An 18,920-nucleotide genomic window follows, 5' to 3' on the forward strand; every position below is an offset into this window, starting at 1 on the left:
TTATTTAAACCAATTTTGCACTTGGCCAAGCTTGTTGTTGAATCAACTCTGTAAGACATGAACGAATAACAGCTTTTGCAGCCAAACTCGCTGGTGACAGTTCATCTTCAGGGTAACTGATTAAATAATTGGTTCGGTCAATAGATGGACTACATATTTTTAAAAAATTTAAATGCTGATGACTTAAATTCATAAATGCACTCCCGGGTTGAATCGTCCCAACGCATAGATTTGCAACCGCATTCATCAACAAACTCAAGCCATCAATTTCATAACTAACATTAAGTTCATAATGTTGCTGTTCCATCAATTTTCTTAAACCATGACTCGCACTAGGTAATGCCAAGGGTAAATTTTCGAGAACTTTTAAAGGGATCTTACCTTGTGTTAGATAATCATCTAGATGATAAATTTTAAAGAATTCATCATTTCCAATCAAAAACATAGATTCCGATACTAAGGGCTGAATCGACCAATTCTTAGCAATATCTTGACTAAAGATAATCGCAATATCGAGCTGTCTTGAGCTCATCATTTGCACTAAATTTCCAGATAAACTCTCCACCAAATGAACTTTGATATCTGGATAGCGTTCAGCCATCATTTTAGTAAAAGGAACTCCCAAAATAGATGCTGTACTCGGCGGAAATCCTACACTCACATAACCTGCTAATCTTGAAGATTGTGCAGCTTCGATAGCTTGATTGGCATACCTTAAAACCAATTGAGCTTGTTTGAGAAAAGCCATACCCGCAGGCGTAGGCGTCACACCTAAGGCAGATCTTTGTAATAGACGAGTTGAAAGTTCTGATTCTAATTTTGAAACTTGCTGACTTAATGCAGATGTACCAATTTCAAGTTTTTGCGCGGCTTTACCAATACTGCCCTGTTCCACAATCATAACAAACGATTGTAATTGTCGAAGTTCCATTGGCTCATCATCCACGTGAATTGGCTAGGGATCGGTTTAATGCATAACATTGCATAAATAAGTGACTGAAACAAATCAAGTCGTCATCAGTTCGAAAGCATAGCAAAAATTCAGTATAAATTAATAGCACAACAAAAAAACCACCCGAAGGTGGTTTTTTAATCGCCCTATGTCCCTCATTTCAATAGAGAGACTTTAGAAGCATAGATTAGTGACCGCCGCCATTAATCGCTTTCGTCATATCTTCAACGACTTTCTTCGCATCACCGAAGATCATCATGGTTTTTTCATTGTAGAACAAATCGTTGTCTAAGCCAGCATAACCTGTTGCCATAGAACGCTTGATCACCATGATGGTACGTGCTTTATGCGCTTCAAGAATTGGCATACCGTAAATCGGTGAGCTTGGATCATCTTTCGCAGCAGGGTTCACTACGTCGTTCGCACCAATCACAAGTACCACGTCTGTTGCAGGAAAATCTGAGTTAATCTCATCCATTTCTAGGATGTCTTCATAAGCAACATCAGCTTCAGCTAAAAGTACGTTCATGTGACCTGGCATACGACCAGCAACTGGGTGAATCGCAAAACGAACCGTTACACCTTGTTCTTTCAAGATTTCACACAACTCTTTCACAGCATTTTGCGCACGACCTTGCGCCATACCATAACCTGGTACAATCACAACGCTATCCGCATTTGACATCAAGAAGCCAGCATCATCCGCAGAACCTGAACGATAATTACGTTGAACTTGCTCACCTTTGTCAGCAGATGCAACTGCAGCACCGCCCATCGCACCACCAAACAGTACGTTGATGATTGAACGGTTCATCGCTTTACACATGATGTAAGACAGAATCGCACCTGATGAACCTACAAGCGAACCTGCAACGATCAACATGTTGTTTTCAAGTGTAAAACCAATCCCTGCAGCAGCCCATCCTGAGAATGAGTTAAGAAGAGATACCACCACTGGCATATCACCGCCACCAACTGGTGCAATCCATACCCAACCGAACGCAAGTGCAAGTGCTGTCATTGCCCAGAATGCCTGCATGTTACCTGTGGTAAAGAAGTAAATACCACATGCCAACATTGCAATGAAAATAATTGCTTGAACAGGTTTAACCCATCCACCAGAAATGGTTTTTGCCCATTTCTTCGCAGCCAATTTACCGTAAGCAAATACCGAAGCTGTGAAGGTAATCGCACCAACGAAACAACCTACAAATAATTCAAATAAATGAACTTTGCTCATGTGTGCATGTTGTACACCTGCAGCAGTCAAAGCAGCTTCATTTTCAGCAAATAATGCTGTGAGCTGGTTATTGTGTAAAATTGCAGCAATCGCAATCAATACCGCAGCCAAACCCACCAATGAGTGCATTAACGCAACAGTTTCAGGCATTTGTGTCATTGGCACTGTACGAGCACGCGCAATACCCACAATCGCACCCAACACCATCGCCCCACCAATCATCCAAACAACAGGATGATCTGCCACGAAGAAAGTTGTAATGACAGCGATTGCCATCGCAACCATACCGTAACGGTTACCTTGGATCGCAGTTTTAGGACCCGAAAGACCACGTAAAGTTAAGATAAAAAGGACAGCACCGACTAGGTAGAACCAATCCGCATATTCTTTAATGAATTCCATGGATTAGCCCTCTTTTTTCTTTTGTTTAGGCTTAAACATTTCAAGCATACGCGCAGTGACTGCGAAACCACCAAAAATGTTAATACTTGCCAAGAACACTGCAACTGCACCAAGTACACTCACAGCATTGATTGATTGGAATTGTACATTTGCATCAACAACACCTGGGATACCAACAGTTTGTAGCATCGCACCCACGATAATGATTGATGACAAAGCATTGGTTACCGCCATTAACGGCGTATGCAATGCAGGTGTTACACCCCAAACCACGTAGTAACCAACAAAGATGGCTAAGACGAAAATAGTAATAGTTTCAACCATGATGACTCTCCTTAACCACGCTTCAGCAGTACTTGACCGCCATGAGTTACTAGAAGTGCTTTTTGAATTTCGTCTTCTTGGTTGATGGCAAAGTTTTTATCTTTATCAAACAACGTTTCTACGAAATTGAAAACGTTACGTGCATACAACGCCGAAGCTTCTGTCGAAACAGTTGCAGGAATATTTGGGATACCCAAAATAGTCACGCCATTATCTGTTACAACATTTTCACCACATTTCGAGCCTTCAACGTTACCGCCTGTTTCAACCGCCATATCAAGGATGATTGAACCTGGTTTCATTTTGGCAACAGTTTCAGCTTTAATCAGACGCGGTGCATCACGACCTGGTAATAATGCCGTCGTAATTACGATATCCGCATTTGAAACTGCTTTATCGACGATAATGGCTTGGTCTTTGATGTATTGCTCACCTGGCATCCATCCATAACCATTTTTTGCAGCATCTGCAGCTTTTTGTTTTTCTTCATCAGACATTGGTACGTCTAACCACTTACCACCAAGTGATTCTACTTGGTCACGTGCAGTTGGACGTAAATCTGTGGCTTCAACCACAGCACCTAGACGTTTTGCAGTCGCAATCGCTTGAAGACCTGCAACACCAACCCCCATGATCACGACACGAGCTGGTTTCACAGTACCAGCAGCCGTCATGAGCATTGGGAACATACGTTGATATTCTGCAGCAGCTAAAAGTACAGATTTATAACCTGCAAGGTTCGCTTGAGAAGACAATACGTCCATGTTCTGCGCACGAGAAAGTGTACGAGGCAAAAGCTCTAATGCAAATGCAGATACCTGTTGTGACGCAAACTGATCAAGGTCAGGATTACGATAGGGATCAAACATAGCAACCACTGTTGTGCCCGCAGCAAGTTTTTGAATTTCATCATTCTTAGGTGCACGAACTTTCAAAATCAATTGACTACCAGTGTAGGCATCATCCGTAATTTTTGCACCGACCTGTTCGTAAGCACTGTCAATATAAGCAGCTTTTTTACCTGCTCCACGTTCAATGACTACGTTATGACCAGCGCTGATCAACTTTTTTACTGTCTCAGGTGTAGCAGCTACACGACTTTCTCCGACGACAGTTTCGGTTGGGATTCCGATCTGCATGAGCGTTCCTCAAGCTAATTTTTCTTCAAGCAAACATCGTGTAAACGATGTCTCCCCCTAGGATGCGTTTTCTTCTAATTTTTGGATTCTAATTGAACTTTTTTAAAATACTACCCAATATTTATTTAATAAATGTGATTATTTTGAACTCAAGATTCACTTTTATAAATTAAAAACATATGCAACATTTATTTAAAGTAATAGCACCTATGCTATTCAAGCCTATTTTTTAATCAAAATAAAAAAATTAAAGTGATTTATGAAGCATTTGAGCTTGTTAAATCACGGTTGTGATATCGAACATCACATTTAAATTGGCTTTTACTACACTTAGACTTAGAAAATTCGTCTTAATCACTTTTAGATATTTATTTAGAAAACAAGCTTTTTAGCTGCATAATTTTCTAAATTCGCCTTTCTGACAATTTTATCGTTTTACCTCTCTTGTTTTATTGACTTAATTTCATACAAAAAATGTCAATTATGCAAGAATGTTATCATTACTTTTTTTAATTTCATTAATAAATAAAAGTACTTGGGTAAAATATCTTAAATTGCCTTTTTTACCATAATTTAAAATGCAAAAATTTTTTAATTTTTTTATTCGCCATTTTGCCAAATGATGACCAAACGGCATTATTGAAACACTTTGGCATAATATGCACATTTTTAGTGCATTTTTAAACAAACTCGTTTGGTGTGCTTAAATGACATCATCTCGCTTTGATCTCAATAAACAGCTTCATATAACACTTGCATAGATATTGCATTCCATCTTTTGATGGAATTGATTCTTTTTTTGCATTTCATCTCTAAATTAAGAGCCTTTATACTGAAAATGCATATATCGAAAGCCCTCATTTTTAAATTGTGATCAATCCATGACATTTTCTTTATCTAGCACACAATTAGGTTCTTTGTTTGCTTTGGGTGCTGCATTTTTGTTTAGTACCAAAGCTATTTTCATTAAACAAGCCTATGCACTATCACCTTTGGTCGATGGCACAGTACTGATGGCATTGCGTATGGCAAGTGCTTTGCCATTTTTTCTCTTGTTGTGTTGGTTAAACCGTAAACATAGTCAAAATATTACACTGAAAGATTGGGGGCTGTTAGTTTTTGCAGGTTTACTTGGTTATTACTTTTCAAGTTGGTTAGACTTTTCAGGGTTAATGTATATCAGTGCATCCTTGGAAAGAATTATTTTATTTTTATATCCAACTTTAACAGTCTTGGCATCTTGTGCGATCTATAAACAAAAACTCAGCGTCAAAAGTCTTATTGCTATTGCTTTAAGCTACGGTGGTACTGTAATTGTGATGTTACAAGAGCAAAGTACCGTTGCACATGAAGGTAATTTTTGGCTCGGGGTCAGTTTGGTATTTGCAAGTGCAATCAGTTTTGCAGCCTATTTGCTCTTAACCCCTCGTTTAATCGTGCGTTTTGGTTCGTGGAACTTTACAGGTTTAGCACTCAGTGTTGCATGTATAGGGACATTGACCCATTTTCTGATTGCGACCCCACAACCTTTGACTTTACTTGCTCAGTTACCGCGTGAAATTATTGGGTATGGCATTGCTTTGGGTTTATTGGTCACGGTTTTACCCACCATTTTAATTGCACAAAGTATTTCCCGTTTAGGTGCAGCACAATCTGCAATGATTGGCTCTATTGGACCAATTTTAACCATTATTTTAGCTGTTGCTTTATTGGGCGAGCAGATGAATAGTATTCAATGGTTTGGTTGCATCTTAAATATCATTGGTGTCATGATGATCACATTATCCAAGAAGAAACTTGCAAGTTAAACCGTATAAAATTTTGGAATAAATATGCATTTTAGAATTGTTTCGCCTAGCGCATGTGTAGATGTTGAAAATATTAAATTAGCTCAAACTCAGCTTGAACAACTGGGTCATCAAGTCAGTTTAGGCACTCATGTTTTTGCTCAATATCGCTATTTGGCAGGTACAGTCGAACAACGTCTTTCAGACTTAAAAATGGCGTGTTTAGATCCTGAAGTCGATGCTATTTGGTTGGCACGCGGTGGCTCTGGAGCAGCCATGCTCGTGCCTTATCTAGAAAACTGGATATTAAACAAACCGATTATTGGCTATTCAGATGCAACCGTGTTGCTAAACTATGTTGCAATGCATCACGGTCAAGCGTTACATGCACCTGTATTTTCTGAAATTGCTGTAAAAAATTTAGCTCAGCATACGCTTTCACCCGATGCCCAATCTGTTATTCAACTGCTTGATGCTCAACGTTTAGCTTTAACGTCAGAAAATGTTTATCCACTCACGCAGATTTATTCAAATCATGCTCAAGCCTGTTCAGGTCAACTCAAAGTGTTAGGGGGAAATCTTACCGTATTGTGCAGTCTACAAGGGACAAGTAATGCATTGAAATTAGAGCAACCGAGTATGCTCTTACTCGAAGACGTTGGTGAACCCTATTACCGTATTGAGCGTGCATTGACACAGCTATTACAAAGCCTTGATCTCTCGAACTTAAAAGCATTGGTCCTCGGTGATTTCTATGCATGCCCTCAAAAAAATGTTCCTCAAAGTATTGGAGAAATTGTTGCCGAACATTTAGAGCCATTAAACATTCCACTTTATCAATGTGATTGGTTTGGGCACGGTGCGAGTAACCAGCCATTTTGGATTGGAAAAACCGGGAATATTTCAGCATCACAGTTGATTATCTAATGTTCTAGGTCATCACTTTCAAGTATCCAAGCCTTCACCTGAATTAACCCAAACACACTTTATAATCCACGTGCATTTGCGTATAGTCACATCACTGAAGTGAAGCATTTTTTAAGAATTCTGTATATTTCAGGACAAGATGGTGAAACACGACAGGGGCAATTATCAAGTGATTTTGCAGTACGAACCCATCAGGCTTTTGCAAACTTACAACTGGCCTTGGCTGATGTAGATGCATCACTCTTTGATATTGCCGTCTTACGAATTTTAGTGGTAGATCATTCTGCAAAGAAGCATCAAAGCTTAATTCAAGAAATGCAACATTTATGGAAAAATCACGTTTTCCCTGCATGTATATTGATTCCTATGTCTTGTACTGTCCGCAATGCAGTTTGACATTGAAGCAGCAGCCTATTGTTTATAAACCCCATACGGAGCTTTTATGCAACCTCAACTCGATATTAGCCAAAATAAAGGATTATTGTGGCTGATGGCGATCTCCTGTGGTTTATGTGCAGGTGCGAACTATTATTGCCAACCTTTAGTGCATTCGATTCAACAATATTTTCAAGTCCCTGAATCACAGGTAGCACTGACTGTGACTTTTGCACAAGTGTCCTATGCTTTAGGTCTATTATTCATTGTGCCTGTTGGCGATATTGTAAATAAAACTAAGTTTATTCCTTTATTGATGTTTTTTGCCGCAATCGGTTTATTACTTTGTGCTTTTGCTGTGAATTTACCCATGCTTTGGCTCGGTACAGTCATCGCAGGATTATTTTCTGTGGCTGCACAAGTTTTGATTCCCTTGGCAACGATGGCAGTCAAGCCTGAAAAAACGGGTGAAGTCATTGGCTTTTTAATGAGTGGTTTATTGGTTGGATTATTACTTTCGACCAGTTTGGCAGGTTTACTCTCTAACTTATTTCACTGGAAAGTGATCTATGCCCTAAGTTCTATATTGATGTTAATTTTAGCATTTTTATTAAGAACTCGTTTGCCTGCAGTACCTACATTTAAGATGAGTTATCGTAAAATTTTTCAGTCGATGGCCACGTTGATTGTTGAAGAAAAACGTTTAGTCTATCGCTCATTGATTGGCGGTTTTGCCTTTGCTGCAATGAGTATTTTATTTTCAACCATTGCCGTTCTACTCACTTCAAAACCTTTTGAACTCCCCGATGTCATGGTGGGCGTTGCTACGCTCATCGGTGTCTTTGGCGCACTCAGTACTACAAAAATCGGTAAAATCGCAGACAAAGGCTATACCAATCGTTTAACCCTCATCGGTGTGATTATTTTAGCCTGTAGTTGGGTATTTTTATATTTTGGTGGCACATCACTCTTCAGTTATATCATCGGGTATGGTGTGATTAGCCTTGGTTTAGCCATCGTGCACAGTAGTAACCAAAACATTATTTTCCGTTTACGCCCTGATGCAAAATCTCGTATTAATTCAATTTATATGACGGCTTATTTTACGGGTGGTGCGTGTGGGTCAGCACTTGGTGTTTATGCTTGGCATCATGGTGGTTGGACAATGACTTGTCTCGTTGGTTTGTGTTTAGTCCTTTGTTCAGCATTTTTTGCACTGCTAGACCGCTTATTTTTAAATAAAATCCAAGCTTAAAACCCATGCAAAATCCCACAATATTTGAGGGATTTTTTTTGCTTAAGACACCTGAACTACAGGGTAAAAGGGTTTACCTAAATCTATAATCTTTTCATTTTCCAATAAGATATGCATAAATGTAGGCAACACTGCGGTTAAAATATGACATGCATCCTGAATCTGTGCACGATTCACTGAGCTGTTATACGTCGAACCACCATGCATAATTTGGTTACGTAAGGTATAGAGCCGATTAAAAATCACATATAGCACTTCCACGCTGTCTTTTTGTTGCAAAGCTTGATGTACTTTATTTTTATCTTTCTCAAAACTTATTTTCCACTCTTGTTGGCTGATTTTTTGGTTTTGATAATCCCAAAAAGGTTGAAAAGTATAAGGATTATCAAGCAATATACGTATTGAATGACTGTATTTCGTCCAAATTAAATAATAAATTTTATGTTCAGTATCCGCCTGACACAGTTCCAATAAAAACCGTCTAAATTGCTGTCGATCTTTGATGTCATCACCGTCTTGCGCATAAATTGCGTTGAATGCAACCCATAAACTGATAAATTTTAAATCTAAACTTTTATCTAATAATATGGCTTGTTTCAACCAACTCAAACTACGATGAATTCTTAAATTAAATTGGTCTGAATTTTGCGCTTTCTTACTTTTGTAAGTTTCTTCTAAAACCAACATAGTTTATCACTCCATTCTTTATATTTATAAAATTACATTACTGAAGTTTAAGCGATGCATCAAGCTTAAACATTTAATTTTATTTAAAATAAATAAAACACGAGCAATAAAATTGCGACAAAAATTATGCATTATCACAGTACTGTAGATTTATAACTAAAACCCGTATAATTTGCCCTTTCGTTTTGCTCCTTGTGGATTATGTTATGTCTGATCTCCATTCTTTACAGCCTCGCATTTCGGTTGCCCCGATGATGGATTGGACAAGTGAGTTTTTATTTATATTTCAAATCAAAAACTTATTACAAAATTTTAAAATTTTAGGCGTAAAATAGGCGCAAATAACGTCCACATTTTGTCCAATTTTGCTGTTCTATTATTTTAATTTTATTTGACCATTATTTAACCAAAAAAACTTTAATTCACTATACTTCTAAAGGTTTCATCATGAACAGCGTTTACAAATGTCGAATTGATAGTATTCATTTATAAGCTAACTCTTGAATTTCTTTCTTATGTTGTTGAATGACACGTTTTGCACTATGCATTACAACACGCTTTGTTGCCTCGTTGTCATCAAACGGAATTGATAATAGTTGACCAGCCATTGCTGAACGTGGCTTTCTATTTTCAATTTTAAAATCACTTAAACGTTTAGTCATAGTCCTCTTCCTAGCAGGTGTTTCTATATACATTCATTTTAACATTGAATAGACTAACCGACACTCATTTCACAAAGTCTTGGTAATCTAACTCAAACAAATCAAGCATCTTTTTCTCGTGATCTAGGATTTGTTCTTTTTTCCAAACTTTTTCTTCTTCAAGCGTTTGAATCATCAAATACAATTTAAGGGTATCAATTTTACCCTTCCTTATCTCAGGCATAAAATAATCACGTTTAGCACTTGGCAAGCGATTCCCTATGCTTGAATTTTTACTTGAACTAATGAGACACAAGTTCCCAAAGCGATGTAAATTTTCATGATCTAATTTATCACGCTCTCCCTCTATCTGTTGTGCATAAAAATGCTCAACCGAACTCCGTTGCGTAAATTTAAAGTTTTTGATTACCTTATCATTGCTATTTTCTGCATCACAATAAATCAAGAAATCCAAATAGTTAAAGACAAAATTATTTTCAATATTGCCAAAGCTTAGTTTGGATTGATCAATTTTAAAATCATCAATTGTCTGATTGCCATAAATCAAATCAAAATAATCAATCTGTTTTTCATTTAGATACCGCTGAAAAATAAACTTTCTCGCTAAATGTTGTAATGCATTAAAATAGTCAGACTCAGATTTATCTGTATTTTGATAAAGCCAATACAGCACACCATTTAACCAATACTTATAAGACAAGGTAGGCGTGGAAACATGAAATGCTGTCATCAATAATAGAATTTTTTGGGTAATTTCAGAACTATCTCCATCCAATGTATTCACATACGAACTACTATCTTTATATCGTTTAAGCCGCTTTATACTCCAATCATCATGATCCGTAGAATAATCCCGCTTAACGATGTATTGATCAAATATAAATTTGCACTTCAGCAGGGTAAACATAAAACCTTTTACATTCTCAATAACCCTTTCATGCTCTTGGTTTCCCTGTCCTTTTAACAGAATATATTTTTCAAATTGATCAATCAGTTGCTTATCATCCAATGCCACTTTTTCATTACGGTTCGTTTGACTTAGCCAAATTTGTAAAACCTGTAACAAGAAATTCGGAAAATTGATAATACTGTTGAATCGTTCAGGCTTTTCTTCTTTTGTATCTTTATTTTTAATAGGCTCAGGCACTCGTTTTAACATTTCAGAAATAGATTTAAAATTGCTTTTCGAACTTGTTTGTTCTTTTGATTCTACATTTCTGCTAAAAATTTCGAGCAAGCTAGAAGCATTTTCAGGAACAAAATCACCCCAATCCTTTCCAAAAATCACATCACGATATATTGTAGAAAAACCATATTGAACGTAACGCTCCATATTGGCAGTCGCGTTCCAAATACTCGTAAATAGTGTCATGCTTGATGTTTTATCTGCTTCATCTTTGATTTGATTCAATACGCTCATCAATCTCGCTTTTAAAATTTCATGCTTTTCTAATTGTTCACCACGGTTATTCATAACCTCAAAATAATGATTGAGATCAGTATCTTTCGGAACTAAAACTTGTGTGATGACTACATTTTCAAATAAATATTTGCAAAAAACACTCAAACCGCCTTGATTGATGATTTTTTCCATTGCTCGTTGTAGCAACTCAAACCCCTGAACTAAATCGGCGTTATATTCGGATGATTTTAAATGTTGTAGATGATCGCCTCTAAGTAAAGCCTGAAAGGTTAAAGAAGACTTTGGACGACTTTCAAAATCAAGATTGAATTGATTAAACCAAGACATATCAAGAACAATTTTTTCTTCTTTGGATAATCGTTTCAGGCAAATCGCTAACAAGGTTAAAGTGGTAAATCGTTGCTGACCATCGATAATTTCATAAGTGCCATCGCTACGCTCAAAAACAACCAACGTTCCAATATAATATTTTTTACTTCCTTGAGTCTGCCCTTGATTTAACTGATCAGATTGCTTTTGATAATCTTGAATATCCAAAATTAACTGATCAATTTCTTTCTCACCCCAAGCATAATTACGCTGATACATCGGGATAATATAAGTCTGTTTATTCTCGAACAGGGCCTGAACCTTAAGCGCTTGGATTGACTCATTTTTCATTCTGATCTTCCTGTTAGAGATAATTTAGTTCTTTAAATAATTCAACTAAAGGCACAACATTAGTGCCTTGCTGTTTATCGACTATGGGGAGCGACCATCCGATGAGTTCACTTGGTGATTGAGCATATTTCAGTAAACTGAATATGTTCTTTTCTAAGACATAATTATCTATCGTTGCCAATTGCACCGAATATTGACTAATGCGACAGCGATATGCCCAAATAAAAATCTTTTCAATCGCTTCAGATAACCGATCTGTAGCAAATTTATCGATATAAAAAATCAATGCAGAATCAAACAAGGTTCGCACATAACGATCCCCATCCCTATTTCTTGCATCATATGAATTCAATATTTTGATAATTCTATTCGCTCGATCCTGTAGTGTCGCACCAAATATAGAAATCTTCTCAGACTGATCTTGATGATCCACTACTTTACTGATCTGTTTTTCATAGTGTTCAACCATTTCAAAAAAACGACGACCGTTAATGATCATTTGATCTAGCTGAAATGGGAAACTCATTTCTTGTCGATCTATTTGCCGTTGATATTGTGCGTTATAGTCATCAATAAAATAATGCGCTATGCGTAATGGTTCTAAATATGGATGATGGTCTGATTGCCCAAGATGAATACCTTTAAAAAGATGCACATGATCTTTATTGAAAAATCTTGCGGACTTTCCTCTTGACCAAAGACGAATACGGAATAGATAGTTCGAAAATAACTTTGCCAAATGATCCGAATCTAAACTTTCCCAATGCGCAACAGTTTGGGCTTTTAAATGTTGCTCCTGTTCAGAAAATTCTCGTAGATGATAAGCTTTTAAAAGATCATGTGGTTCTAAATCACGGCCACGTGCATTTTGTGAATCAAAAAACTGAAATGCCTCTGAAATATCATCTAAAATAAAAACCGCAACCTGACAATTATTGAGTAAAAAATCAATATCTTGTTCCGAAAAGTTTACTGAAACGATCCGTTTAGCGGCATTAAAATTCTGATAAATATTGTAATGGCTAATATCACTATTAAATTCTTGCACATCCATAAAGACATTAATTTGATTCGATATTTCATTCAAAGCTGTTTTCAGATCCTCTCGTTCTAAATCTAATTCTTGCTTCTGAATAACCGCCCAAACAAGGAGTATTAAAGTTAAAGTTCGTTGTTGTCCATCCACAATATTTATATTTTTAAGGCTCGTATTATTTTTATCACGGTGTAATACGATCGTACCTAGTCGATATGCAGATTTATCTTTATGTTCCTGTATATCATTGACGAGGGCATTTAAATTTTTTTCTGTCCATTTGTAAGGACGCTGATAATCAGGAATTCTGAGTTGATCTAAAATGAAGAGTAATTCTTTTACCGACCAAATCCCTGTCTTTAATTGATCAACTTGATGCTGAGCCATAAAAAATTATCCTAAAAATAAATTTTTTTAATTGTTAAAGTTATTATTTCATACCTTGATGCAATTTATAGCCATACCCATAATCTGGAATAAAAGTTTTTGTAGATTCACAAATACTTCCTTTAATTAACTGGTTAAGTAGTTGTTCTGCCTGAGAATACCCAATTAAAAAATGGTGTTGTAAACTCGATACAGAAACGACACCCACTTCCTCTGTGAATAATTTGGCACGTTCAAAAATATCATCTGATTGCATAATTTCCCCATTCTCAATGAATTAAATTTTTGCTCGTACTAAGACCATGCTGACATTGTCATACGCCTGTTTTGAATCTAATGACGCTTTCATATTGAGTAACCATGTTTGAAGCTCCACATCTGCTTTTAAAGGAAGCCATTCCCCACACTCCATCACATCATGCACACCATCTGTACAAACCAATAAGGCATCATTCTCAGTCAAATATTCTTCTGCTCTTGTAAAATCCATCACTTCATGCAAAGGATCAGCACAAAAGTATTGTAATAATGCACCATAAATACTGGCATAGTTTTCTCCTACTCTTAGCTCGCCACTTTCTCTTAACTGTTCAAGATAATTGTGATCTCTAGTCAGGCAATGCCACTTTTGATCATGTTGGCTAAACAAATAAACTCGACTATCGCCAAGATGTTGAATGGTCACAAAACCTTGATCGCCATCATTTTGAATGAATGCGAGTGTTGAACTTGCGCCAAAACTATTTTTCTGATGTGCTAATTGATCAACAAGATACTGCTGAATGGTAAATGCTTGACAAGGTTCTATCTTTTTATTTTGCATTAAAGCTTTTAAGACCGTATAGGATGCTTGCTCAGCTGCTGGACTATTGCTAATCCCATCCGCTACAGCAACACACCACTGTTCTTTATCAGAATGGCTATATAGTTTAGTGATGAGTCCATCATGTTGAATAACTTTATTTTCAATCAAAATGGCATCTTGTTGGCACTTTGACCTTGCCTTCCATGTCAGACCTTGCATTTCAAAAGTACTCATCACACCGATCTCATACTTGATAGTGATTTTCTTTTTACCAAAATCAGATAACACAATCAAGAGAAATTTTATTTAAATTACTGATTAATAATAAATTATTTATTAAAAAACTTACTTTACGCTTTTTAATTCTCATTCATGTCTAACTATTTAAGTAAAAATGTAACAAAATATTTTTCAAGCTAAATCATGATTTAAGACGATACCTTTGCTTCGGACTTTTCGGCTTATCTGGAATAGTACGCTCAATCAAACCAGCTTCTATTGCTGGATTCAAATAATTCTTTTGGAATGTTGCTCGATGAGTTAATCCGACCAATTGCATTAACTCAGCTAAGGTATAATCGCCTTGCCCCAATAAAGAAATTAAACGCTGTACATGATCGCTAGCTTGAGCGATAGCATGATCGCTAACTTGAGCGGTGTCATTTGAGCTGAGGATTGCATCTAAAATCATCTGCAAAATAAATTCTATAAACGGAGCTGAATCTGTTCGATCAGTACTGGCTTGCAAAGCCTCATAATAGGCTTTTTGATTTTGATAGATTAGGCTTTCAACTGGAATGTTTGCAAAGATTGGATTCCATCGACTCAGAATTAAAGTTTGCCATAGTCTCCCCATCCGACCATTGCCATCTGCAAATGGATGAATAAATTCAAACTCATAATGGAATACTGAGCTTTGAATCAGTGGATGCACATCACTGTCATTCAACCAATCGAGCAAATCAACCATCAAGCGGTTGATCTGATTCGCAGGTGGAGCCATATGCACCACTCGATCACCTGACATCACACCGACACCACCATGACGATACTGACCAACTTCATCAATCAAACCTGTCATTAAAATTTGATGAGCTTGTAGTAAGTCCGACTCTTGACTTGGTTGCCACTGCTGAAAGGCTTCATAGGCTTTAATCGCATTACGTACTTCCTGAACTTCTTTTGGAGGTGCAATTACGGTCTTACCATTTAGAATCGCCGTGATTTGCTCAGTGCTGAGGGTGTTACCTTCTATCGCTAGTGAGCCTTGAATTGTTCGGATACGATTGGCTTTACGTAGTTTTAGACTATCTTGGATTTCCTCTAAAACAGTCAAACGCCCTATGTTCTCACTAATCTGTGCAATCAAATGAATGATTTTTGAAGTGATGCTATAGGGCGGTTGGTATTTCATTTTCCAATATATCCTACGCTGTCTTATTCAAGATTTTCTTTAACATCTGCCCAAGATAAGCCGTTCCATTACCTACCATAAATAAAACATTTTTATCAGCAAATTCCTCTTTAGAAAGAGCGTTATTCAAAATATCTTTCATTGGTGTAATAGATAAAATAAAACTGTTCAACGTTAAATCAGAATGGTCAAGCTTAGCCTCAATATTTTTAATCTCTTTATAGAACTCTATTTTAGCATCGTCGTGATTCATGTTTCGGATGCCTTTAGGATCAACTAAAGTTAAATATTGCTGCTCTGTTTGTTTATTCACTAGCCACAATAAAAAATCAGGGTAAAAATTACCTGCCAAGGCGAAACCTAGTCCACGATACTTATTATCAGCATTACGCAACAAATAGAGTTCATGATCTTTCAGGAGTTCATTGGCATCTGGTGTATTGATAAAAGCCTGTAAATCTACAACAAACTTTACTTCACTACTTTGCGTGTGACTCGTATAGTCAAATAGCATTGGTGACCATGTAAACGGAAGACTTTCATCCTTTTTATCTAACAACGGATAGAACAAATGACGATCAAACGTAATCGCCCTAAAGCTACCATCTTCTTTCCAAGGCGCTAATTTATCCACATCACCTTTGGCAACTAAGTCTTTCAAAGTTTCTAATCTATCAAATACTTCTTGAGCTTCGTTATTTTTACCTTCTTTTGCTGTGAGCGTATATTGCTCACAAATTTGTACAGGTAAATCTTTATCATCTAAGCTAAATTCAGTCACCTCATAAAACTGCCCTTCATAGGCATTCTTAATCGCATGATAGAACTTATCCATATAGGATTGTAAAAGCTCCGTTAAAATCGCTTGCTGTTTTTTAATTCCACCTACATCACTAGATAATTCTGATCCATCGACCAAAAGCTTATACCAGTCATCCGCAGACGATTTGATATTTCTTAGACAAAACTTTTGTAAATCATCAACGTTCAACTGTAGGTTGCTATATCCACGCTGGAACTTATATTGCTGAAGTTGCAAGTAAATTTCATCAAAATCAAACATACACATGATTTTTGGTGAAATTTCATGCTCTTGACGCTTGTCTTTAACATCTGTTTGACGCTTTGACTTATCGGTATGGAATGCCTGTAAACGAGGATACAAATCCAAAACAATAAAAGGTTTTTTAATTTTACCTTCGTACTGTTTTGGAATTTTAAACATCGAAAGCTTTAACTGAGCCTTAAAACCATTGGCTTGATTATCTTTATAGCCATCTTTTAAGGTCAGTGTTTTTAAGCTCGGCGCTTTAATTTTATTGATTGGAAAATCCAAGGTAACTAAATCTTGATTCAGGATAATTCCTTCATCATTCAAGTAATCACGGAATTTTTCCATATAGTCAGCACGTAAACCAAAAATATTAATGGTTTGCATTAAATCTAAATGCAGACCTTTATATTCAGCCTTACTATAAATCTCTCTCGGTGTTCTTTTTAAAGAAAAATTCTCACCTTTTAAACGCACACCACGACCAAAGAGCTGAATAATCTGTGCGCCTTCACCAGTCCCCATGTTCAATAAGCCCATGGTCGAGACACGCCAGCTACTCCAACCTTCGGTAAATTTACGTGAACCGATTAGAAGATGTGTTTCACTATCATCATTATTTAATGTCGGAAATAATGACTCTGCAAAATCATCGGTACGAGCATTGATGTAATGCGTTTGACTTGAGTTCTCACAATTATCGTATAGGCCTTTTTCATCACCTACATTAATAACAGCAAAAGGCGTACTTTCCCCCACCTGTAAACGCAACTCACCTTTATTCGCCGTGATACGCACTACGTTCAAACGTTGATTGGTTGTAGCGTTAAAAAAGCTTTTTAAAATATCTTGGTAAAGATCAGTTGCATTTTGACCATGTAAAGGTGCAAATCGATTGGCAAAAATATTAATACCATTGGTATCGACCAAGCGCGATGTATTGGTGATCAAATCATTGAGCCAACCAATCACCTTGCTCTTACGAGAGGCATCTAAAAAGTCAGCCAAGAATTTCACAATAGCTAAAATATCGGAATCATCATCATTGACTTTATTTCCGACAAATACCCAGAGTGGTTTTTCAATATTAAACTTGGCAAGTTTTGCCTGATTCTTTTTAAACAAATACTGTTGTTGGTAAAATGAAAGTAGGCAAGCTGTAAGATATAGATTGCGCTCATCATCTTCATGATATTCTTTCATGTTCAGAATATTGACTTCTTTACGATAGCCATCTGCATAGAAGTATTTGTACGAGTAATCGAACAAAATACTTTTAGCATACACTTCTCGAAGCGCTTCCCGACGATATTTTTGCTGTTCCAAATCATCAAGCTGAATATTTTTTTTCTGTTCTTCGGTTAGCTTATTTATCGCCACACCATACAGCATTTTGGCTTTCTGTTTTTTGGCATCTTCAAAGCGTTTATAGACGTTGTCTGCCTTACTCACGGCTTGACCAAAGGTAGCCGAGTACTCAAAACTAAAGCCATCTTTAGTGAGAATATCTCGACGCTCCATCCAAGCACCAGCAGTACTACTTGTACCACGGTGTCCCTCATCAATCAGAACAAGATTCTTACCTTCCAAGCTCATGGTCGCAACGGTTTTATCACCATCCGTTTCACTCAGCTTATTCATATCGATGATTTGAATTTCATCTCGATACAAGCTATTTCGACTCTTCTGCTTATCGAACAGGGTCGCTTGAAAACCTGAGTCCGTGAGTTCTTGCAAATGCTGTTCACTCAAACCTTCATTCGGTGTAAGTAAAATGATTTGGTCTGGATAAGTACTATCGCCATTTTGATTTTGGAAATAATCCAAATACTGCAAAATATTGACATGCATAAGCAGTGTTTTACCACTGCCAGTTGCATTCCAATAACCAATTTTATTTAGGTCTTCAGGTAAATATTGCTGAAATTGCTCTGCGTCACTTTTCTGATCATGGTTATATTGTTCAAGCTCAACATTCAGCTCATTGAGCATATCCGCTTGATGATTAAAATATTGATCTAAATACAGTTCTGTAAAAAGCAATGAAAGGTATTGGAAGTATTTTAGATTTAAAATATGCCCTTCTATTTCATTACGTTGTTCCGTGATTTTTTGCCAGTGCTTCACAATGTTTAAGTCATAGCGACGTAGAACATCGATATCTACAACCTGTTTGTTAAACAAGGTATTGCTAATCACACTAAAGAATTTCGTTTGCCCTGCATTATCGCCTTCATGCTCGATCCCCTCAAACTGAGGATAATCAAGCCGTTGCTTCATACCTTCCAAACGATTCGGATTAAACTTCGACCATAACCATTTATTTAAAATCAATTGCTCGTGAAAATTAACTTTAACCGCTTTCGTTTTTGCTTTAGGAGCCTTTGCCACAGT

General features: G+C 36.8%; 16 protein-coding genes and 1 pseudogene. 5 read left to right on the top strand and 12 right to left on the bottom strand.

Annotated elements, in window-relative coordinates; genetic code table 11:
- Positions 1-4 precede the first annotated feature (4 nt).
- The 4 genes from HX129_RS02890 to HX129_RS02905 all read right to left on the bottom strand — a co-directional run bounded on the left by HX129_RS02890 (position 5) and on the right by HX129_RS02905 (position 4,057).
- Entirely contained in the window at positions 5-931 is a 927-nt protein-coding gene (locus HX129_RS02890) for a LysR family transcriptional regulator (protein WP_286435974.1), read from the bottom strand.
- Positions 932-1,139: 208 nt separating this feature from the next.
- Positions 1,140-2,594: an NAD(P)(+) transhydrogenase (Re/Si-specific) subunit beta gene (locus HX129_RS02895; RefSeq protein ID WP_130072039.1), complete on the bottom strand. Its 1,455-nt coding sequence runs from the start codon at positions 2,592-2,594 to the stop codon at positions 1,140-1,142.
- Between the two features lie 3 nt (positions 2,595-2,597).
- A complete protein-coding gene (locus HX129_RS02900; protein WP_130072040.1) occupies positions 2,598-2,918 on the bottom strand; it encodes a proton-translocating transhydrogenase family protein in 321 nt (106 codons plus the stop codon).
- An 11-nt stretch (positions 2,919-2,929) separates the two neighbouring features.
- Complete coding sequence (locus tag HX129_RS02905) at positions 2,930-4,057, bottom strand: Re/Si-specific NAD(P)(+) transhydrogenase subunit alpha (RefSeq protein WP_286433688.1); 1,128 nt, start codon at positions 4,055-4,057, stop codon at positions 2,930-2,932.
- A gap of 881 nt (positions 4,058-4,938) precedes the next feature.
- On the opposite strand from HX129_RS02905, the gene HX129_RS02910 reads away from it, so the two are divergent.
- From HX129_RS02910 to HX129_RS02925, 4 genes and pseudogenes are all read left to right on the top strand, one after another.
- On the top strand, positions 4,939-5,865 hold the full coding sequence (locus tag HX129_RS02910; RefSeq protein WP_286433687.1) for a DMT family transporter: 927 nt from the start codon (positions 4,939-4,941) through the stop codon (positions 5,863-5,865).
- 24 nt (positions 5,866-5,889) lie between these two features.
- Positions 5,890-6,771, top strand: coding sequence for a S66 peptidase family protein (locus HX129_RS02915; RefSeq protein WP_286433686.1), 882 nt, complete (start codon positions 5,890-5,892; stop codon positions 6,769-6,771).
- Between the two features lie 42 nt (positions 6,772-6,813).
- Positions 6,814-7,195, top strand: a pseudogene (locus HX129_RS02920) (RidA family protein).
- Between the two features lie 18 nt (positions 7,196-7,213).
- A complete protein-coding gene (locus HX129_RS02925; RefSeq protein WP_130072044.1) occupies positions 7,214-8,401 on the top strand; it encodes an MFS transporter in 1,188 nt (395 codons plus the stop codon).
- A 42-nt stretch (positions 8,402-8,443) separates the two neighbouring features.
- On the opposite strand, the gene HX129_RS02930 is transcribed toward HX129_RS02925, so the two are convergent.
- A complete protein-coding gene (locus tag HX129_RS02930; RefSeq protein ID WP_286433684.1) occupies positions 8,444-9,088 on the bottom strand; it encodes a HEPN domain-containing protein in 645 nt (214 codons plus the stop codon).
- Between the two features lie 206 nt (positions 9,089-9,294).
- Here HX129_RS02930 and HX129_RS02935 point away from each other — a divergent pair, with 206 nt between their 5' ends.
- Positions 9,295-9,423, top strand: a complete 129-nt coding sequence (locus HX129_RS02935) for a hypothetical protein (RefSeq protein ID WP_286435975.1) — start codon at positions 9,295-9,297, stop codon at positions 9,421-9,423.
- Between the two features lie 147 nt (positions 9,424-9,570).
- Here the strand turns inward: HX129_RS02935 and HX129_RS02940 are convergent, their stop codons facing one another.
- The 7 genes from HX129_RS02940 to HX129_RS02970 all read right to left on the bottom strand — a co-directional run bounded on the left by HX129_RS02940 (position 9,571) and on the right by HX129_RS02970 (position 18,917).
- Positions 9,571-9,750: a hypothetical protein gene (locus tag HX129_RS02940; protein WP_005218293.1), complete on the bottom strand. Its 180-nt coding sequence runs from the start codon at positions 9,748-9,750 to the stop codon at positions 9,571-9,573.
- Between the two features lie 64 nt (positions 9,751-9,814).
- Positions 9,815-11,833, bottom strand: coding sequence for a GmrSD restriction endonuclease domain-containing protein (locus tag HX129_RS02945; protein ID WP_286435976.1), 2,019 nt, complete (start codon positions 11,831-11,833; stop codon positions 9,815-9,817).
- Between the two features lie 13 nt (positions 11,834-11,846).
- Entirely contained in the window at positions 11,847-13,256 is a 1,410-nt protein-coding gene (locus HX129_RS02950) for a DUF262 domain-containing protein (protein ID WP_286435977.1), read from the bottom strand.
- A 43-nt stretch (positions 13,257-13,299) separates the two neighbouring features.
- Positions 13,300-13,512, bottom strand: a complete 213-nt coding sequence (locus HX129_RS02955) for a DNA translocase FtsK (protein ID WP_286435978.1) — start codon at positions 13,510-13,512, stop codon at positions 13,300-13,302.
- A gap of 21 nt (positions 13,513-13,533) precedes the next feature.
- Positions 13,534-14,295, bottom strand: coding sequence for a PP2C family protein-serine/threonine phosphatase (locus HX129_RS02960; protein WP_286435979.1), 762 nt, complete (start codon positions 14,293-14,295; stop codon positions 13,534-13,536).
- Positions 14,296-14,482: 187 nt separating this feature from the next.
- Positions 14,483-15,475 (bottom strand): Fic family protein, encoded by a 993-nt coding sequence (locus HX129_RS02965; RefSeq protein WP_286435980.1) that lies wholly within the window; start codon positions 15,473-15,475, stop codon positions 14,483-14,485.
- Positions 15,476-15,488: 13 nt separating this feature from the next.
- On the bottom strand, positions 15,489-18,917 hold the full coding sequence (locus tag HX129_RS02970; protein WP_286435981.1) for a DEAD/DEAH box helicase family protein: 3,429 nt from the start codon (positions 18,915-18,917) through the stop codon (positions 15,489-15,491).
- Between the last annotated feature and the right edge of the window lie 3 nt (positions 18,918-18,920).

This window comes from Acinetobacter sp. 251-1 (assembly GCF_030329305.1).
Lineage (GTDB): Bacteria > Pseudomonadota > Gammaproteobacteria > Pseudomonadales > Moraxellaceae > Acinetobacter > Acinetobacter piscicola_A.